Source organism: Muricaecibacterium torontonense (assembly GCF_004793925.1).
Lineage (GTDB): Bacteria > Actinomycetota > Coriobacteriia > Coriobacteriales > Atopobiaceae > Leptogranulimonas > Leptogranulimonas caecicola.
Genome location: NZ_SRYE01000001.1, coordinates 497,916 through 515,103, shown reverse-complemented (window position 1 = coordinate 515,103; position 17,188 = coordinate 497,916). Strand labels below are relative to the sequence as shown.

At 56.3% G+C, this 17,188-nt stretch carries 12 protein-coding genes; 5 read left to right on the top strand and 7 right to left on the bottom strand.

Features of this window, described 5'->3' with window-relative positions:
- Nucleotides 1-62: 62 nt before the first annotated feature.
- Together E5334_RS02120 and dtd are read left to right on the top strand one after the other, a co-directional pair.
- Nucleotides 63-1,637: a carboxypeptidase M32 gene (locus E5334_RS02120; protein WP_136011945.1), complete on the top strand. Its 1,575-nt coding sequence runs from the start codon at nt 63-65 to the stop codon at nt 1,635-1,637.
- Between the two features lie 10 nt (nt 1,638-1,647).
- The gene (dtd, locus tag E5334_RS02115; RefSeq protein ID WP_136011944.1) at nt 1,648-2,094 is read left to right on the top strand and encodes a D-aminoacyl-tRNA deacylase; all 447 of its coding nucleotides are present in this window, start codon (nt 1,648-1,650) and stop codon (nt 2,092-2,094) included.
- A gap of 165 nt (nt 2,095-2,259) precedes the next feature.
- Here the strand turns inward: dtd and E5334_RS02110 are convergent, their stop codons facing one another.
- From E5334_RS02110 to E5334_RS02090, 5 genes are all read right to left on the bottom strand, one after another.
- Nucleotides 2,260-3,237: a 3-hydroxyacyl-CoA dehydrogenase gene (locus E5334_RS02110; protein WP_136011943.1), complete on the bottom strand. Its 978-nt coding sequence runs from the start codon at nt 3,235-3,237 to the stop codon at nt 2,260-2,262.
- Between the two features lie 225 nt (nt 3,238-3,462).
- Nucleotides 3,463-3,756, bottom strand: coding sequence for a hypothetical protein (locus E5334_RS02105; RefSeq protein ID WP_136011942.1), 294 nt, complete (start codon nt 3,754-3,756; stop codon nt 3,463-3,465).
- Between the two features lie 521 nt (nt 3,757-4,277).
- Nucleotides 4,278-4,892: a nitroreductase family protein gene (locus E5334_RS02100; protein WP_265591599.1), complete on the bottom strand. Its 615-nt coding sequence runs from the start codon at nt 4,890-4,892 to the stop codon at nt 4,278-4,280.
- Between the two features lie 64 nt (nt 4,893-4,956).
- Nucleotides 4,957-5,811, bottom strand: coding sequence for a Cof-type HAD-IIB family hydrolase (locus E5334_RS02095; protein WP_136011941.1), 855 nt, complete (start codon nt 5,809-5,811; stop codon nt 4,957-4,959).
- 219 nt (nt 5,812-6,030) lie between these two features.
- Nucleotides 6,031-7,194, bottom strand: a complete 1,164-nt coding sequence (locus E5334_RS02090) for a pyridoxal phosphate-dependent aminotransferase (RefSeq protein ID WP_136011940.1) — start codon at nt 7,192-7,194, stop codon at nt 6,031-6,033.
- Between the two features lie 369 nt (nt 7,195-7,563).
- Between E5334_RS02090 and E5334_RS02085 the strand changes: the two genes are divergently transcribed.
- Entirely contained in the window at nt 7,564-8,469 is a 906-nt protein-coding gene (locus tag E5334_RS02085; protein WP_136011939.1) for an SGNH/GDSL hydrolase family protein, read from the top strand.
- A gap of 134 nt (nt 8,470-8,603) precedes the next feature.
- On the opposite strand, the gene E5334_RS02080 is transcribed toward E5334_RS02085, so the two are convergent.
- Both E5334_RS02080 and E5334_RS02075 read right to left on the bottom strand, forming a co-directional pair.
- Nucleotides 8,604-11,414: an AAA family ATPase gene (locus E5334_RS02080; protein ID WP_136011938.1), complete on the bottom strand. Its 2,811-nt coding sequence runs from the start codon at nt 11,412-11,414 to the stop codon at nt 8,604-8,606.
- 3 nt (nt 11,415-11,417) lie between these two features.
- Nucleotides 11,418-12,560 carry an exonuclease SbcCD subunit D gene (locus E5334_RS02075; protein ID WP_136011937.1) on the bottom strand — a complete coding sequence of 381 codons (1,143 nt, stop codon included), beginning with the start codon at nt 12,558-12,560 and terminating at the stop codon, nt 11,418-11,420.
- A gap of 221 nt (nt 12,561-12,781) precedes the next feature.
- Here E5334_RS02075 and E5334_RS02070 point away from each other — a divergent pair, with 221 nt between their 5' ends.
- Entirely contained in the window at nt 12,782-14,440 is a 1,659-nt protein-coding gene (locus E5334_RS02070) for a putative manganese-dependent inorganic diphosphatase (RefSeq protein ID WP_136011936.1), read from the top strand.
- A 31-nt stretch (nt 14,441-14,471) separates the two neighbouring features.
- Nucleotides 14,472-16,988 (top strand): tetratricopeptide repeat protein, encoded by a 2,517-nt coding sequence (locus E5334_RS02065; RefSeq protein WP_136011935.1) that lies wholly within the window; start codon nt 14,472-14,474, stop codon nt 16,986-16,988.
- The last annotated feature ends 200 nt before the right edge of the window (nt 16,989-17,188 follow it).

The following is a 17,188-nucleotide window of genomic DNA, read 5'->3' as shown; positions in this document are numbered from 1 at the left end:
CGGCATTTGTTGATGCATGAGATGTGCCCGCCTCCCCTGCCCCATCGAGTTAAGGAGCCCCTATGGCGCACTCGGACCTTCAAGATACCCTGGCCGCCCTCGATGCCTTGGAGCTGAGGCGCTACGCCCTTCGCTACGGCATGATCAGCGCCCTCTGGCTGGCAGAGACCGCCGACCCCGCCGCCTGCGCCCACAACCGCGGCGAGGCCATGGCTACCCTGCAGGAGGACGACCGCCAGCTGCTGTGTGGCGAGGAGAGCCAGGCCATCGTGGCCCAGCTTAAGGCCCACAAGAGCCAGCTGGACTTCTTCCGCGCAGCCCAGCTGCGCGTCATGGACCGCGACCAGCAGGAGCAGCTGCGTATCCCTGCCCCGCTGGCAGGCCGCATCGCCCGCCTTACCAACGAGGCCACCGACGCCTGGAAGCGCGCCAAGCAGAAAGATCGCTGGGATGACTTTGCCCCCTATCTGGATCAGCTGGTGGCCGCTTCCAAAGAGATGGCGGTGGCGCTGAATCCTGAGGCAGACCCCTACGACACACTGCTGGACCTCTTTGAGCACGGCACCAGCCGCGCCTTCTACAACGCCTTCTTCGACCAGCTCAAGGCCACCGTGGTGCCCCTGGTGGCTGCGGTGACAAAGGCGCCTCAGCTCTCGAACGAGTGCGTGCGCGGCTACTTTGACCCCGCCGTGCAGTGGGAGCTCTCTCGCGATCTGGCAACCTCGGAGGGCGTCGACCCTCAAAAGCTGGTGTTGGGCCAAACAGAACACCCCTTCTCCGACGCCATCGACTCTCAGCATGTCTTCATCGCTACCCACATCTATCCCGACGACCTGCTCTCCAACGTCTTCTCCATGCTCCACGAGGGCGGCCACGCCATGTACGAGGCCGGCGTGGACCCCGCCTACGACCTCACCTGCCTCCATGGAGGCACCTCCATGGGCATGCACGAGGCCCAGAGCCGCTTCTTCGAGAACCTGGTGGGCCGTGACCGCGCCTTTGCCAAGCCGCTTTTGGCCCTTTTGACCTCCCACTTCCCCGAGCAGCTGGCCTCCGTCACGCCCGATGAGTTCTTCCTGGCCGCCAACCGCGTGGAGCCCAGCCTGGTGCGCACCGAGGCCGACGAGCTCACCTACCCCCTCCACGTCATGGTGCGCTACGAGATCGAGAAGCAGCTCTTCGACGGCAGCCTCACCGCGGCCCAGGTGCCCGAGGCATGGGCCCAGCTCTACCGCTCCTACCTGGGCGTAGAGGTTCCCGACAACCGCCGCGGCGCCCTCCAGGACGTCCACTGGTCCCAGGCCTCCTTTGGCTACTTCCCCACCTATGCCCTGGGCAGCGCCTACGGCGCCCAGTTGCTGCATGCTCTTAAGGCGTCCCTTGCAGCCGACGGCACCAGCTGGGAAGAGGTGCTGGCCTCCGGCGACCTGGCCCCCGTGCGCGCTTGGCTAAAGGACCACATCTGGCGTTGGGGCCGAGCCAAAGAGCCCGCAGAGCTTATCTTGGAAGCCACCGGCGAGCCCTTTGACGCCCGTTTTTACTGCGACTACCTTGCCGAGAAATACACCCGCCTCTATAGCCTCAATCCCTTGATCCTCGACCCCAAGCTTGATGGCAATCATCCTGCGAACACCTAAGGAGGGGCCCATGCGCGCATTGCTGCAGCGAGTAAGCCAAGCCCAAGTCACCGTAGACGGCCAGGTCACCGGGGCCATTGGCAATGGGTTCCTCATCCTTTTGGGAGTGGGGCCTGATGACACGCCCCAGATCGCCGAGCGCCTCTGGGACAAGATTCGCCGCCTGCGCGTCTTTGACGATGCGGTCGGCAAGATGAACCTGTCGTTGGAGGCGATGGGCGGCAGCGTGCTGGTGGTGAGCCAGTTCACCCTCTACGCCAACTGCCGCCGCGGCAATCGCCCCGGCTTTACCGACGCCGCAAAGCCAGAGCTCGCAAACGAGCTCTACCAGCACTTTTGCCAGATAGCTGCCTGCGACGTGCCGGTGGGGACCGGCATCTTCGCCGCAGAGATGCAGGTGTCGCTCATCAACGACGGCCCCATCACCATTTGGCTGGACACCGACGACCTGTTTTAGCTGCTGGACGGGATGCAGAGGTTTCTTGGCATATTGACAGCGCAAGGGGCCTTGAGCTTCCGGTGGCGATGGCTGGGTTTCTCGACAGCAAAACACCGCCTTCCCCAATATGACGTGTGGGGAGGGCGGCGTATTCATGGCCTGCGAAATGCAAGACTTTAGGGCTTACTTCTGGCTGTAGTCGTAGAAGCCCTTGCCGGCGGCAACGCCGGTCTCTCCAGCGTCGATCTTCTTCTTGAGCATGGCGGAGATACCCTTGAAGTTGTAGGGGGCGACGAATCCGGGGATCTTGGTGTAGGGCTGCACGATGTTGTACGCGGTGACCAGGCCCACGACGTCGAGGATCTGGAAGGGGCCGTTGGGTGAGCCGGTGCCGCGGACCCAGGCGGTATCGATGGACTCAGGGTCGGAGATGCCGTTCACATAGAGGTCCATGGCCGAGAACAAAAACGGGATAAGCATGGAGTTGAGCAGGTAGCCTGCCTTCTCCTTATGCACCGGCAGTGGCACCATGCGGATTTTCTTGGCAAACCCGATGACGGCGTCGAAGGAGGCCGCCGACGTCTTGGATTGGGCCATGACCTCGGCGATGTTGTTCTTCCAGATGTGGTTGGCAAAGTGCATGGCCAGATAGCGGTCGGGACGGCCGGTGTAGCGCGCGAAGGTGCTGGGCAGAAGGCTGGAGGAGTTGGTGACCAGCACGGTCTTGGCAGGCATAAGCGGCGCAAGCTTCTTGTAAAAGTCGATCTTGGCCTTCTCCTGCTCGGCCATAGACTCCACTACCACGTCTGCGTCCTCTACGGCCTTGGCCATGTCCAGCTCTAAGCACAGGTTCTTGGTGGCCTCGTCCACCTTTTTGTGGCAGGCATCAGGATCAAAGTTGTCGGGATCCGCGATGCCCATAGCCCAAGCGCCGGTAGGCATGGGCTCGCCCTCTTCCTGGCTCTTCTTGAGGGCCTCTGCCATCTCGTCGATCTGCGCGTGGTAATCCTTTACCAGCTGGTCGATCTTTGGCTGCGTACGGCCAATGGAGCCCTCACTGCGAAGCCAAATGGTGGTGTCAAGTCCGCAGTAGGCGCTTTGAAATGCGATCTGACTGCCCAGCACACCGCCGCCTGCCACTACTACCTTTTGAAATGCCATGGAACATCCTTTCTTTTTGGTTCTTCCCACCCATTCATACCAAACCTACTCAGATAGAACTGTTCCATGTGCGCTGAAACGCAGTTTGAATACCACCTTAAAGTCGTGATTCGCTGACATAGGTTCCCAGGATACGTAATCTGCCTGGCCTAAAACGTAATGCGGTTCCTTATTCATATTCTACTTTTGATGACTACGGCGGTATGTCCGCCGCCCATTCAGCTTTTAATTGAGCCAAAAGGGAAAGCCCCAGAACGGGCCAAAGATCAGCACAAGCCCATAGACCATCAAAAAGAGCGCGAAACCAAACCTGAGCACCTGGCGGCTTTTATAGAGGCTCACCGCCATGACGGCAGAGACGGCCACCAGCACCGAGTTGCTAATCACAGTAGCAGTCCGTAGGTCCAACACCGCGCACAGCATTCCCAACGTAGTGAGCACCAGCGCGGCAATCCACAGCCAGAAGGGATCTTCTTTGATGCGTTCAGCCAGTTGGTTTCCCACTTGTTCCATGCGCATGGCCAGACCTCTTTGCCGCCGCCTTCAGGGCTAAACCAACTATATACTGTATTATATAGTTGGTTTTAACTGCATTTATACAAAACTATACGTCACCCTATGCGCTCACCATACATCGGCCAGACATCTGTAAATATCAAGCCGATGCCTATCTGACTCTTTGATTTCCAATCATTTTTGGACTGATTGCCCTACGCGATTCGAGGCCGCCCTTTGCAGCTCTCGCCTTGCCCGTTTGCTACAAAGGCTGTAGCAACTTTTGTACTACCAGTAAAGCATCACCGGAGCCACCACCATGGGAAGCAAAACGGCCAGACAAGCAATAATGAGGATGGCTGCGAGCATTGAAGTCTCCTTCGACCGAATCTTTTATCGACTTCAATGCTGACAGCCCTGCCTCTTAACATCCATCGATTTAGATAACAGGTCTATGACACTGTCGTAAGGTTACCCTTGCCGAGAAACGCCAACCCTGTGAGCTGGTGTTTCTCGGCATCCCAAGACCTGCGAAGCTCCGATCTTTAGACCAGCACCTCTTCTAGAGAGCGCTTGGGCACATGATGCACACCTTGGTCGTCGCGCCAGTACTTTATGCCGTCAGGGGAGCTGTCCAAAGGCTCGAGCACGCACTTCTCCACAGGAGTGCCCAGCGCGATGACCAGCAGGGGCTCGACGCCCTCCAAGCTCAAGAACTCTGCGAGATCGGGTTTGAAGTTGCGAAGGATGCAGCCGCCAAAACCAGCCTCGGTGGCTGCCAGCAGGATGGTTTGAGAAGCGATGCCTGCGTCCACCCAGGTCAGAGGGGTGACCTTATCGGCAGCGCATACCACGACATAACCTGTGGGACGCTCTGCCAGCTCCGGTCCATCCCAGGTGGCAAGATAGCCGGCCCATCCCAGGCGCTTAAATACCCCATCGCGCACGCTGGCATCGCTCACCAACCGATAGCGAAGGGGCTGCAAATTGCCTGCCGAGGCCGTCTGGCGCGCCAAGTCTACCAAGGCCAGCATGAGTTCGCGAGGAATAGGGTCGCCGTCATCGAAGCGTCGATAGCTGCGACAGCCGCGTACAGTGGCTGCAATGTCATCAAGTCCGTAATCGAGCTCAGTGCGCTCGATGGTCTTCTCCATGTCCATCAGACACCCTCTCTCTAACTGGCTGCATACCGCGTCGACCGTGTCCTTACTGCTACAGCCGGCTCTACTTGTTCTTGCCGTCCTTGATCACCATGATGCAACGGTCCTCTTCGCACATGTGAAGCACGTCATCGATGAGGCCCAGGTGCACGCAGGCACGGTAAATGCCCGCATCGTCTACCGAAGTGGTGATCACATTGGCCACGTCTTTTGCCCTGTGGTCTGCGTTGCCCATGGCAACACCGTTGCCCACTGCGGCCAACATCGAAGCGTCGTTGCCGCCGTCGCCAAAGGCATAGGCATCCTTGCGATCGATGCCGTAGTGGTCAAGCACCGCCCAGACGCCTTGATCCTTGCCGCCGTCTGCAGGGATGACGTCTGCGAAATCCTCGGTCCAACGCACCAGCTTTACCTTGTCGGTGACGTCGGTGATCAGGTGCTCGTCTTCGGGCGCGATAAAGGCATTGAGCTGGTAGACCGGACGAGTATAGGCAGCCTCTGGCACGTCTTCATCAAACTTCACGTTAGCGTGCTCCTCGGCGGCAGTCACCAGCGGCCCGTGGCGCGGGGTAAAGGCGCGGTCCGCCGTCATATAGACGATGTCAAAGCCACCCTTAAGTGCCTCCTCGGTAATGAGGCGCACCGCCTCAGGATCCACCGCCGTCATACGAAAGATGCCGCGCTCATCCAAGCACACCTGGCCTGAGTTGCACAAAAAGCCGTCGAAGCCCTCAAAATCACCCTGGCCGTTGCGCAAGAACGAAGGCACCTGGAACAGCGCGCGGCCCGACGCAATATAGATAAGCACGCCGTTGTTGCGAAGCTCCTGAAGCGCTACCTGGGTGGTATGGGGCATCGAGTGGGTACGGAAGGATAACAGAGTGCCATCGATATCAAAGAACGCGATTTTTTGAGCCATAAAGAGTCTTCTTTCAAATCTTTGAGGGGTGGGCTTTCTTGGCACAGGCCCTAAAGCCCGCCAGAAAGCATGAGGTTAATACTCGGGGAGTTGCCGCTGGACAGGATAAGATCCGCTAATGGAGCGACAGATCTTATCTATGAGCCACCTCACAAGATAGGATTCTCCCGTAGAGGTCCCGCTTGCGCCCAACCTTCATGAAAATCCCCGGAGACCCCCCTAGGCTCCAAACCCCGCTTCTCCGATCTTTGCGGCGGCACGGGCCAGCTCCTCTGGAGGCAGCACCAGCGCCAGACGCACATACCCCTCGCCCTCTGGGCCAAAGGCAGCACCGGGCGTGACCACCACTCCCGCCTTCTCCATGAGCTCCTGTACAAAGTCGAAAGAGTTTTCATAGCGCTCCGGAAGCTTTGCCCACATGAACATGGTGCCCTGAGCATTGGGGCGCTCCCAGCCGATGGCCTCAAGACCGTCTGCCAGTGCATCCCTTCGTGCTTGATAATTAAGACGCTGTTGCTCCACAGGAGCCAAGTCGCTGGTGAGCGCCGCAATGGCCACCCTTTGCAGAGGAATAAACGTGCCAAAGTCCAGCTGGCCGCGAAGCTTGCGCATGGCAGCAACCACATCAGGACGACCTACCAGGAAGGAGAGGCGCGCGCCGGTTACATCGAAGGACTTGGAGAGGGAGAAGAACTCCACGCCCACCTCTTTGGCGCCCTCGTACGCCAGGAACGAGCCTCCCTTGTTCCCATCGAAAATGATGTCAGAATAGGCATTATCGTGCACAATGAGCAGGTCGTGCTCCTTGGCAAAAGCCACCAGCTCCTCATAAAACTCCGGAGTGGCTACAGAGCCCACTGGATTTGCAGGCAACGACACCACCATATAGCTGGCCTCATCAGCCTGATGAGGATCAATGCCTTCCAGGTAGGGAAGGAAGTTATGCTCGGCAGTCAGGGGATAAAACACCGGAGCCGCCCCTGCGAGATGCGCAGCACCTGCGAAGATGGGATAGCAAGGATCTGGCACCAACACCGAATCACCGGGATCTGCCAGCGTCATCGCCAGGTGGGCCATACCCTCTTGGGTGCCCGAGACCATCATCACCATGTCGGGCGTGATTTCAACATTGAAACGACGCTTGTAGTAGGCACACACCGCATTCAAAAGTTCCGGCAAGTCATGGAGCGCATACTTCCAAGAATTGGGATCTTTGGCCGACTCCAGCAGCGCATCGACAATCTCTTGGGAAGGCGCAAAATCAGGGGTTCCCACCGACAGGTCGATCATGGTCTTGCCCTGGCCCTCCAGCGCGCGGCGCTGGGCATTGAGTGAGGCAAAAACCTCTTCGCCAAAAGCATCGAGACGTCGGGAGAATTTCATAGCACTACCCTTTCGAGCCAAAGAACCAAACTTTTATCTGCTTCTAGACCAGCTCGACCACCAATCCCCCAGCCGCATGGTCCAGAATCGCGAACGTTCTTTATGCTACCCCCACACTTTTGCTTCGTGTGAGCTTAAGTGCCGAGAAGAGATGAGCTGTTACATCCAGCATCTCTTTTGGCCGCATGAATCTCTCGTCTCAATGAGTCATGCCCTTTGACGCTCGCAGCCGAGAAGGACTACTCACCAGAAAGAGAGGGCCACGTCCTTGAAGCTGGTAAATGATAGGTAAGGCTGCCTGTGTCCCATGGGCGCAACACACCTTGTATAACGGTGTTCTAAACGTTGGCTAAGAGAAAGCGAACCACCATGCTTGTATCTGTCATGGGCGACTCCATGTCGACTTTCGAGGGCTATATCCCTGAAGGTTGGAACGTGTTTTATACCGGCGAGAACCTAGACTTCACTGGCGTTACCACGGTAGACGACACTTGGTGGATGCAGGTCATCAAAGGTATGGGCGGCGAGTTTCTGGCCAACGCCAGTTGGTCTGGCTCCTGCGTCGAGGGCGTAGGCTATCCTGCCGGAGAATCTCGCATGCGCACCAATGCCTTGCAAAAAGACGGCGTGCATCCCGATGCTGTCCTTATCTTTATGGGCATCAACGACTTTGGCTGGGGTGGCACCCTTAACCAAATGCTTGGACGCGGCACCGCCACCCCCTACAACATCGATCTTTCTAAGTATCCCGTCGAACCCCCTGCCATGTCCCCTGTGGATGCCGCAGAGAAGTTTGGCGAGGCCTACAGCCGCATGTTGCAAAACATTGTCTGTGACAACCCCGGCGTGGAAGTGTGGTGCATCACCCTTCCTGTAGGCCGTCTCACAGGCGCCGGCTGCACCTGCTTTACCTATCCCTATCGTGGCAATCACTTCGACCGCTACAACAACGCCATTCGCATTGCGGCGGGTCAGTGGGAGAACTGCCACGTGGCCGACGCCCGCGCATTCAAGCTCGATTACGATGCTGCCGACGGCACTCACCCCACCAAGCTTGGCATGCAGCAGATTGCCTCTCAGGTACTGGCGGCCATGGGGAAGGACGTGGAGCCTCAAGGCGTGGCCAAAAGCGAGCAAGTGTGCTTCCGTGACAACTGCATTGGATGCCCTTATGCCCGAGGCACGGCCTTTGGTTGGAACACGGTATGCGAGCTGCTCTTCCCAGACCGCACCTACACTCAGGTGCGCGGTGCAGACGCGCAGACCCAGGCTTAAGGCTACCTCGCTTTATAGGTAGGCTGCTGGCGATGGGCCTACCTATAATCGTTGTGATGAGTCCTTTCTTATGAGCCCCTCTGTTTTGTGACAGAGGGGCATTTTTAGGCTTCATTCTTAAGTGCTGCTCTGAGCTAATCCAGATGCAATCTGGCTTCAGACCCAGTTTTGCCTCGCGTCACCACTATCTGCTTAGGGATGGTTTCACGCATGAGGTCGACGTGGCTGATGACGCCAACAAGCTTAGAATCGCCCGTGAGATTGGTAAGCGCATTGATGGCTAGCCCCAGTGACTCGGTATCCAATGAGCCAAAGCCTTCGTCGACAAACATCACGTCTAGGCGTACACCTCCCGCCTGAGACTGCACCACATCAGACAGCCCCAATGCCAATGAGAGCGACGCCTTGAACATTTCACCGCCCGAAAGCGTAGAAGCTGGCCTGCGCTTACCGGTGTAAGCATCGAAGACGTTGATATCCAAACCTGTTGCGCCTCGAAGGTCCCTAGACTCAACCGATCGCTCTAGGGCAAATCGTCCTTGAGTCATGGAAGAGAGCCTGCGGTTAGCTGCTGCGAGCACGCGATCGAACCAACGGGCCTGCAGGAAAGTCTCAAAATCAAGACCCTTGTGAATTCCCTCACGCCTTGCCACGCGGCCTAGAGGCTCGAGTACTTTGAATTCATCTCGGATCTGATCTTGGCGAGATGCCAATTCTTCAAGCACTTTCTTTACCCCGCTATTGGCAGCCGTTCTTTCTGCCAATGCATCTTGCCGATCGCGCAATGCTTGGCCTTGCGCTTCCCAGGCATCACGATCTTTTTGATAGGCCTGTTTGTCTGGCACAGAAAGCTTGTCTCGTTGTTCTTGCAAAAGAAGCTGCTGCTGGGCTGCTTGCTCTAGTTTCTGTTGATTTTCTTGCAATGTCTTTTGTGCGGCCTCTCGAATTCGCTTCAACTCTGCCGCCTGATCATGGAACCCTTGAGCAGCTTCTCTTGCTTCATCAAGACTTGGATAGCTCAATCCGCTGGCCAGAGTGTTCAAGCGCTCCTTTGCAGCGGCCAATGCACTGGAAGCTTGGCCTTGCTGTTCCAACGCGCTTTTAAGAGCTGCTTGGGCTTCTTCTTGGGCCTTCTTGAGAGTCCCAACACTCTGCTGAAGCTCCTGGGACTCCCTTTCTAATGCCTTTAAACTGTCAAGCTTGGTCTCAAGGGCCTTTCTTTGGCACTTTTCTTCTTTCATCATTTCTTTAAGGGTATCCACTTGTTTTTTAGCAAGAGCCGCCACCTGATCTGCAAACTCAAAACTGGTGCCTAGTGCAGTTTGATCTTCCGGATCCAACGCATTCCATGCGGTCTCATAGCGCCCCTGGGCAGAAGAGAGCTTCTTTGCTGCTGCGTCTCGAATCTCAATGGCCTGATCGCGAGCTTCCTGTAAATCATTGAGCTCGTCTTCTGTGGGCATGTCTTCAGCCAACGGGGCAGGTGACGGATGAGTAGTAGCTCCGCATACCAAGCAGGGCCGACCTTCTTGGAGCCTTTGGGCAAGAATTCCCGCCACGCCATTACTGCGAGCATTGTCGGCCATAGACCAGCAATCTTTTGCGTCTTGGGCTGCTTTTTGCAGCTGGTTGTAGTCAACTGTTTTATTGAGGTAGTCCTTTGCCAACTTGGCTACATTGTCACAGGCGCCAATACGCCTCTCAAGAGACTCCACTTTCTTTTGGATACCGTTGAGCATCTCGGAAGCCCCAAGACGTTGCGTATTTACCTCAGCAAGTTGAGCAATCCTTGCATCAGCCGCATCAAGCGCAGCCTTCGCCTCCGACTCTTGCGCCTGGGCGGCGTCCTTTGCCTGTTGAACGCTCTTCTCGGCAGCCTGTGCTTTATTTACATTCTCACGCTGTGCATCCACCGCAAGATAGTCGTCAAACTCTTTCTCTATTGCAAGGCTTTGAGCCGTAAGATGATGCTCTTGAGTCTCGTTTTTCTGGGCATCGCTATAACGATTCTTGGCCCTGGCAACAGCGCTTTCCAATTCGGGAAGCTGGCAAGTCACTCGAACAATTGAATCATCGATCTCCTGAGCACGTTCTAAAAGCTGACGCTGACGCTCAAGCTCAGAGGACTCTTTTTGGAATTGCGCTAGAACCGCCGAGAGTTCTGCGCGTTCACTTTCGTCGGCCTTGCATAGCTTCTCGACTACGCTAAGAGGATCAGCTACCGTGGCAGCTTCGCCCTGTGCCCAATTCTCAAGCTCTTCCATAAGTTTGAGCGCACCTTGAGCTCGCATCACTTCGGTGCGGGCCTGATCCTTTATATTTTTAGCTTCAGCCTCCACTGAAGCCGCTTGCGACTTGAGCATCTCTTGTAAGACGCCCGCGTTGGCTGTGCGGAAGAGTGTCGAGAACACCTCTTTGCGCTCTTTGGTATCGGCCTCTAGCAAGCGTGCAAAATCGCCCTGAGCAATCATAGCTATCTGCATGAACTGCTTCTGGCTAAGTCCTAAAAGCTCCTCGATGCGCCTGGTTACCTCGCCCTTCTTGGTAATAGGCAAGATTCCTTGAGGAATAGCCCCACTCTCAACACCCTCCCAAAGCTCTACAGTGGGCTTGTTGGTGGTGACGCCTGTTTTGCCTTGCTTTGGCCTCTCATAGAACAAGGTACGGTGCACTTTGTAGCGTATGCCCTTGAGTTCAAACTCCAGATCCACGTAACCAGGAGTGCCAAACTCGGCAAATTGAGAGTACAGAGTGCTGTCGCTATCTCCATCATTGGCAGTACTGCCAAACAACGCAAAGGTGATTGCATCAAAAATAGTGGTTTTACCAGCACCGGTGTCGCCGCAAATCAAATAAAGGCCCGAGGTTCCCAGCTGCTCGAAGTCAATGGTAGTTTCTTTTGCATAGGGCCCAAAGGCGCTCATGGTAAGGGTAAGCGGTCTCATGGCTTAGGCCTCCAAGCTTTCGACGGAGGCTTCCACTACAGCCACCTGTTCTGGACTCATAGAATGGCCTGTCTGTAGTTCAAAAAACTCGCCAAACAGCGCTTCCAAAGAAGCTTCGGCCTCTACCGGCATCAATGGCAGTTCATCCTCTGCATCTATCTCTGCCTGCAGCTCGAGCCCCATCAAATTGGGATAGGCTTCGCGTAAGCGGCCCATGGCATCCAATGGCATGGCGTCATCGGTAAGTGTCACGTACACATAGTCATCAGCAGGTGCCGAAGCAAGTACTTCCGGACTCAAAAGCTCCTCCAACGGACCGCGAATCTTTCTCAAATCATGAACCGGTTCAATAGGCACGAGCTCGATGGATGTTGCACATACCCCATCTTTTTTTAATCCCAGCTCCACCAGCACCATCGACTTTTCGCCAGCAGCCTCACTCACCGAGTACTTTACCGGCGAGCCCGCATAGCGCACCGTATTCCGAGACACCTTCTGAGGCCTATGCAGGTGACCCAGCGCCACATAATCAAAAGGCTCATAGACCGACACGTCGACATTATCTGTGCCGCCCACGCTCAATTCGCTTTCTGAGCGCTGAGGGCTCACCAACCCATTAGTGACAAATTGATGGGATACACAGACATTGCGCTGCGTCGTATCAATATTCATTGCGTCTATAAGAGCCCTGAGCGCCAGCGTATAGGTGTCTGCCTGGACATCCAAAACCGCACGCACCGTAGCTGGGCGAACGAAAGGAATGGGCCAGATGTATACAGGACCCTCCTCATCGCTCACCACTACGGGCTTGACAGGCGCCTTGAGAGGCCCTGTGACATGCACTCCACGAGAAGCAAGCAATTTGGATCCATAGCCCACCCGGGTTGCCGAATCATGGTTTCCCGGGGTCGCCACCACGGTGATGCTCTTCTCGGCAAGGGTTTCTAAAAAGCTGCCGATAAGATCTATCGCCCGATCGCTGGACTGTGCGCTGTCATAGAGATCGCCCGCCAAGAGCACCACGTCAACCGCGCGATCCTCGCAGAGTTTTACAACCTGGGCGAGCGCAGACTTAAGCTCTTCTTCCATGGAGTATCCGCGCACCCGTTTACCCGCATGAAGATCTGAAAGATGTAGCAACCGCATAGCCGCCCCTGCCCTCGATGTTTTTTGTCACTGTACACTAATTCGCTCTTGAATGGAACAGATGTTCTGATATCTTGTAGGTGCGGTGACGATCGGGCGCCTTACCCCATTCACCGCGCCACTAGAAGAAAAGTCCTGTTCTAATAGGTGGTATTTAAAGCTATGTTTGTCTTCAGGTACCCTTCATGCCTTAAGACACTCACCTATTCAAGGAGCAAACCATGGCAGAGTCCATCCGCAAGGTAAATGTCATCGGGCATTTAAATCCCGATACGGACAGTATTTGTTCCGCCATCTCCTACGCTTACCTCAAAAACGCGCTGGGTCCTAAAATCTTTGAGCCCCGCCGCTGCGGCAACATCAATCGTGAGACTGCATTCGTGTTGAAGCGCTGGGGTGCCGAGGAGCCGGAACTCATCACCTCGGTGCGCCCTCAAATCAAGGACCTCGAGTACCAAAAGCAAAAGGGCATCAACGGCGAGATGTCGCTTTATGCCGCTTGGAACCTTATGCGCGAAGAGCACCAGGACACCCTCTGCATCACTGATGAGAACGAGGACCTGCGCGGCCTGGTCACCGTAAAAGACATCGCCAACGCCAATATGGCCATCTTCGACACCGATGTCTTGGCAACCGCTCGCACCAGCTACCGTAATGTGATCGAGACCCTCAACGGCGAAATGGTGTTGGGCAATCCTGATGACGTCATCACCAGCGGCCGCGTCTTTGTAGGCACCAGCCCTGAGATGATGGAAGACACTATCGAAGAGGGCGATATCGTCCTTGTCACCAACCGCTATGAGACCCAGCACTACGCGGTGGGAAGCGGCGCTGCCTGCCTCATCATCTGCTGCGACGCCCCTGTGACTCGCGCGCTTAAGAGCTCTGCCGAGCACCATGGCTGCCGCATCATCACCACCCCTTATGATACCTACGCAGCCACCCGCCTGATCTGCATGTCTATGCCGGTGCGCTCCATCATGCTCGACCACGACCTCGTCGAGTTCTCCGTCAATACCACCGTGGAAGACGTCCGCAAGGTCATGAGCTCTACCCGCCACCGCTTCTTCCCTGTCATCAATGAAGAGGGCCATTTTGACGGTGTCATTACCTCTGCCAACCTCTTCGACATCAAGCGCAAACATGTCATCTTGGTAGACCACAACGAGGTCTCCCAGGCGGTAGACGGCCTGTCTCATGCCATCATTCTTGAAATCATCGACCACCATCGCATTGGCTCGATCGAAACCTCTGCCCCCGCACTCTTCCGCAACCAGCCGGTTGGCTGCACCTGCACCATCGTCAAGCAGATGTATGACGAGAACGGCGTCACTCCTCCGCCACACATCGCAGGTCTCATGCTCTCGGCTATCCTCTCCGACACACTCACCTTCCGCTCCCCTACCTGCACGGATCAAGACCGTATTGCAGCCCAGGAACTGGCTGGTATCGTAGGGGTAGACATCGATGCCTATGCAGATGAGATGTTTGAAGCCGGCGCAGACCTCACTGGCCGTACCGCTGACGAAGTCTTCCACGGCGACTTCAAAGTCTTCTCTCGAGGCAGCGCACGCTTTGGCGTAGGCCAAGGCAGCTACATGACCGAGACCAGCCGCCGCGCCGCAGAGGACCTGCTGCGCCCCTATCTGGCTGACGCAGCTAAGAACGAGGATCTTCCCATCATTTTGTATATGTTTACCGATGTGAAGACCCAGACCACAGATCTGCTTTATTACGGCGAGGGCGCCGAGGCTGTCATCAAGGCCGCTTTTGGTGTCGAGCCTGAAGAAGGCATGGCCGTGCTACCTGGCGTCGTAAGCCGCAAGAAGCAAATGATCCCGCCTCTCATGAACGCCTTCGAGCGTCTCTCGGAGGAGTAATTCGAGACGGGGCGACATTAAAGGAAGGCCCATGGAGACTTTTGGCACTCTGCACCTGCCGCCCTATAGCAAGATCACCACCTTCCCCGATCTTCTGGGTCAGGAGCCCTCTTCGGAGGGCTCCGCCCTCTCTGATGGACTGGCATTACTAGAGCCATCGAGCCGCTCGTGGAACGAATGCGGGTGGAACTGGGCTCAGATAGATCCTGCTTCGGCCCATCCTCGTGCCCCTAGATGGGGTTATTTGATTCGCCTTCTGGATGGCGGCCACGTCAAAATCTATGGCTGTATAGGGCCAAACGGCGAGTTTTGGCCCTGTGAAAAACCCCAGAACGAGCCTCCTACCAAGGCACCCTTTATGCGCGTGGTTCCAGAAGGCAGAGGCAGAAGGGGCACCATCACCGCAGACCTCAAAGATGCTCCTCCCTTTGCCTACTGGGAGGCCACCGGGCGCCACAAATACAAGCTCACCAAACTCCCTGAGAGGTTCAACGGCGCCCTTACCTCACCTGATGCACCTGAGCTGGATCTCTGTGAGCTCATCGCCCTTGCAAGCGCCTGCTTTGTAACTCTCTACGAAACTTCTGATGAGTCAGAGGAAGACATCCAGGAAGCATTCTCACTGGACGTTCTCACCAAAAGCCCGCTGCCAGATGCCCTGGACCGCCTCCTTGAAGCCAGTGATTCAACCGATCCCCTAGCTCGTTATAGCGCCCGTATCCTAGCGCGATCAGGAGCAAAGTTCCTGCGTCCGCTGGCAGCCAAATACGACTGCACTATCGTGAGGCTTCCCACTTCCAACCTCTGGTGGATCCGCATGCCCTCTGACCTTCCTTTGGAGGATCGCCGCCAGTTCCTCAAAGTAGAAAGCGCTATCAACCGCATCCAGCTCATCTTGGACAATGAGAGCGCACTGGCTTCCAAAGACGAAGACTATATTCAATCCTTTGATGTCTACAAAAACACGGTGGGACTTTTAAACCTCATTGAGACTCATAGACTCAGTACCACCTCTGATGAGAATCCGCTGCGTACCGTACAAGGTTTCAGCGCCCCCAAGGGCTCCGAATGGGATGCGCGCACACGTATCTCTCAATCTTGCGAGCGATTCCCCTTCTTCACGAGGCTGGAATACCGCTGCGATATCGATATCAAACTAGGCGTAGCTACCTTCGAATATGCAGTGCCGGACCCTGACCTCATGCCTACTCCCTCAGAGAACGGTACAGGTACCACAAAACAGGACCTTGCCAATCTCTGTGGCATCTATCTCGCCGCATTCCTTGCAAGCACTGCCTTTGAGTCCAACGTCTGCATCCTGAATTGCGTGGTCAATGGGTTCGCCGGCTCATTAGGCGGAGAGTGCACCATGTCCTTCTCCTTCGCCCGCAGCGCTTTTGAGTCCCAGACGCTCGCAGCCCTTGAGAGTTGCCATTCCAACACCAAGCCAAAAGATGTCGCAACCACTCTTGGCCAGGTTGCTCGATTCTCAGGCCAAAACCAGCCTGTAGAGCCCTTCCGTGTTGAGGGGCTCACTTCTCGGCGTCGCGACCCCTCAGAAGACCAGCGAGAACTCCCCGACCATCTCAAGGGCTTGTTGCGTGCCGATCGCGTCTGCGAGCTTGAGGTAAATCGCGATTTTTATCCTGACGCCACCCGGCAAGTGGATCAGATTGTCGAGGAAGAAAAAGACAGCCCCGTGGTGGCCATCATGCGCCTGGAAACCCTGGCTGCCGAGGTGCTGGAAGCCTATGAAAAAGACTATGGCGCCCAAGAGGGCTTGGTGCCCCTCTATTGCGACGGCTACTATGCCCGCATGACCATCCATAACGCCCCTCCAGGAGGCACGCTTCTCACGGGCATCGATGCGCTCAAAGATCCGCTGGCGCTTTCTCCAGAGCGTACGGCAGATCCTCATAAGCTTCGCTACTTCCGCGTGCCGGACGCCTACTTCGCCGCCAAGTACTCTTTGAGCAATCGCTATCGCGACCTCGATGACTACCCCAGCGCTTTAGCCATCCTCGACCAGCTTATCGCCATTGCCCCTAGCTCCAGCCGCCCTCGTCTGCAGCGTGCGGTGGTGCTAGGCGACATGCAAGATTGGGCGGCTACCATAGAGGCCATCATCGACACACTCAAGGTGGCTCCTGATCTGGCGCTTTTCCCCTACTGTTTCTATCGCATGGCCTATGCCTATTGGCATCTTGGGCAACATGATCTTGCAGCGGCTTGCTATACCTTGGCCCAGCGAGATCCAGACATCAGCGATCAAGCCCAGCACGAGCTCTTTGCCATGCAGGCGGAGACCCATATCGAGCTCCCCGACGTAGCCGAGGCTTCCCGCCGCCTCCAAGCCCAAGGCATCCCGCTGGTACCTGTGGCTTCTGCCTCTGAGATCCTGGCGCAATCCACCATCTCCCTGGTAGAGTGCGACGTTCCCCTTATGGCTTGGACCGGCACCTTCATCCTAGGGGACCGCATGTATAACGACGCCTTGGCAGGAGTAGGCCGCTCTCTGCTCGACGGCACGCCCAGTGCCTATGCCTAAATGTGAGAGCCGCTCAATCCTCCTCGCGCGCCGTATTTGGCATTCTGCCGAGAAACGCCCCTCCTCTCACGCTTGGCCCCTACGGTTGAAGCACACCGGAAGAGTCGGAGCTTCTCGGCAGAAGCCTTAATAAACCTGAACCGGCTAGAAGGAAAGTCTGGGGCATTTTAGGGAATTCTTCTTCAAGCACTGTTGCTCGA

Bases quoted from the DNA above. Each gene is read 5' to 3' on its own strand.
- E5334_RS02065 (WP_136011935.1), top strand. From the start codon at position 14,472: ATGGAGACTTTTGGCACTCTGCACCTGCCGCCCTATAGCAAGATCACC.
- E5334_RS02085 (WP_136011939.1), top strand. From the start codon at position 7,564: ATGCTTGTATCTGTCATGGGCGACTCCATGTCGACTTTCGAGGGCTAT.
- E5334_RS02120 (WP_136011945.1), top strand. From the start codon at position 63: ATGGCGCACTCGGACCTTCAAGATACCCTGGCCGCCCTCGATGCCTTG.
- E5334_RS02095 (WP_136011941.1), bottom strand. From the start codon at position 5,811: ATGGCTCAAAAAATCGCGTTCTTTGATATCGATGGCACTCTGTTATCC.
- E5334_RS02075 (WP_136011937.1), bottom strand. From the start codon at position 12,560: ATGCGGTTGCTACATCTTTCAGATCTTCATGCGGGTAAACGGGTGCGC.
- E5334_RS02105 (WP_136011942.1), bottom strand. From the start codon at position 3,756: ATGCGCATGGAACAAGTGGGAAACCAACTGGCTGAACGCATCAAAGAA.
- E5334_RS02100 (WP_265591599.1), bottom strand. From the start codon at position 4,892: ATGGACATGGAGAAGACCATCGAGCGCACTGAGCTCGATTACGGACTT.
- E5334_RS02110 (WP_136011943.1), bottom strand. From the start codon at position 3,237: ATGGCATTTCAAAAGGTAGTAGTGGCAGGCGGCGGTGTGCTGGGCAGT.
- E5334_RS02070 (WP_136011936.1), top strand. From the start codon at position 12,782: ATGGCAGAGTCCATCCGCAAGGTAAATGTCATCGGGCATTTAAATCCC.
- E5334_RS02080 (WP_136011938.1), bottom strand. From the start codon at position 11,414: ATGAGACCGCTTACCCTTACCATGAGCGCCTTTGGGCCCTATGCAAAA.
- E5334_RS02090 (WP_136011940.1), bottom strand. From the start codon at position 7,194: ATGAAATTCTCCCGACGTCTCGATGCTTTTGGCGAAGAGGTTTTTGCC.
- dtd (WP_136011944.1), top strand. From the start codon at position 1,648: ATGCGCGCATTGCTGCAGCGAGTAAGCCAAGCCCAAGTCACCGTAGAC.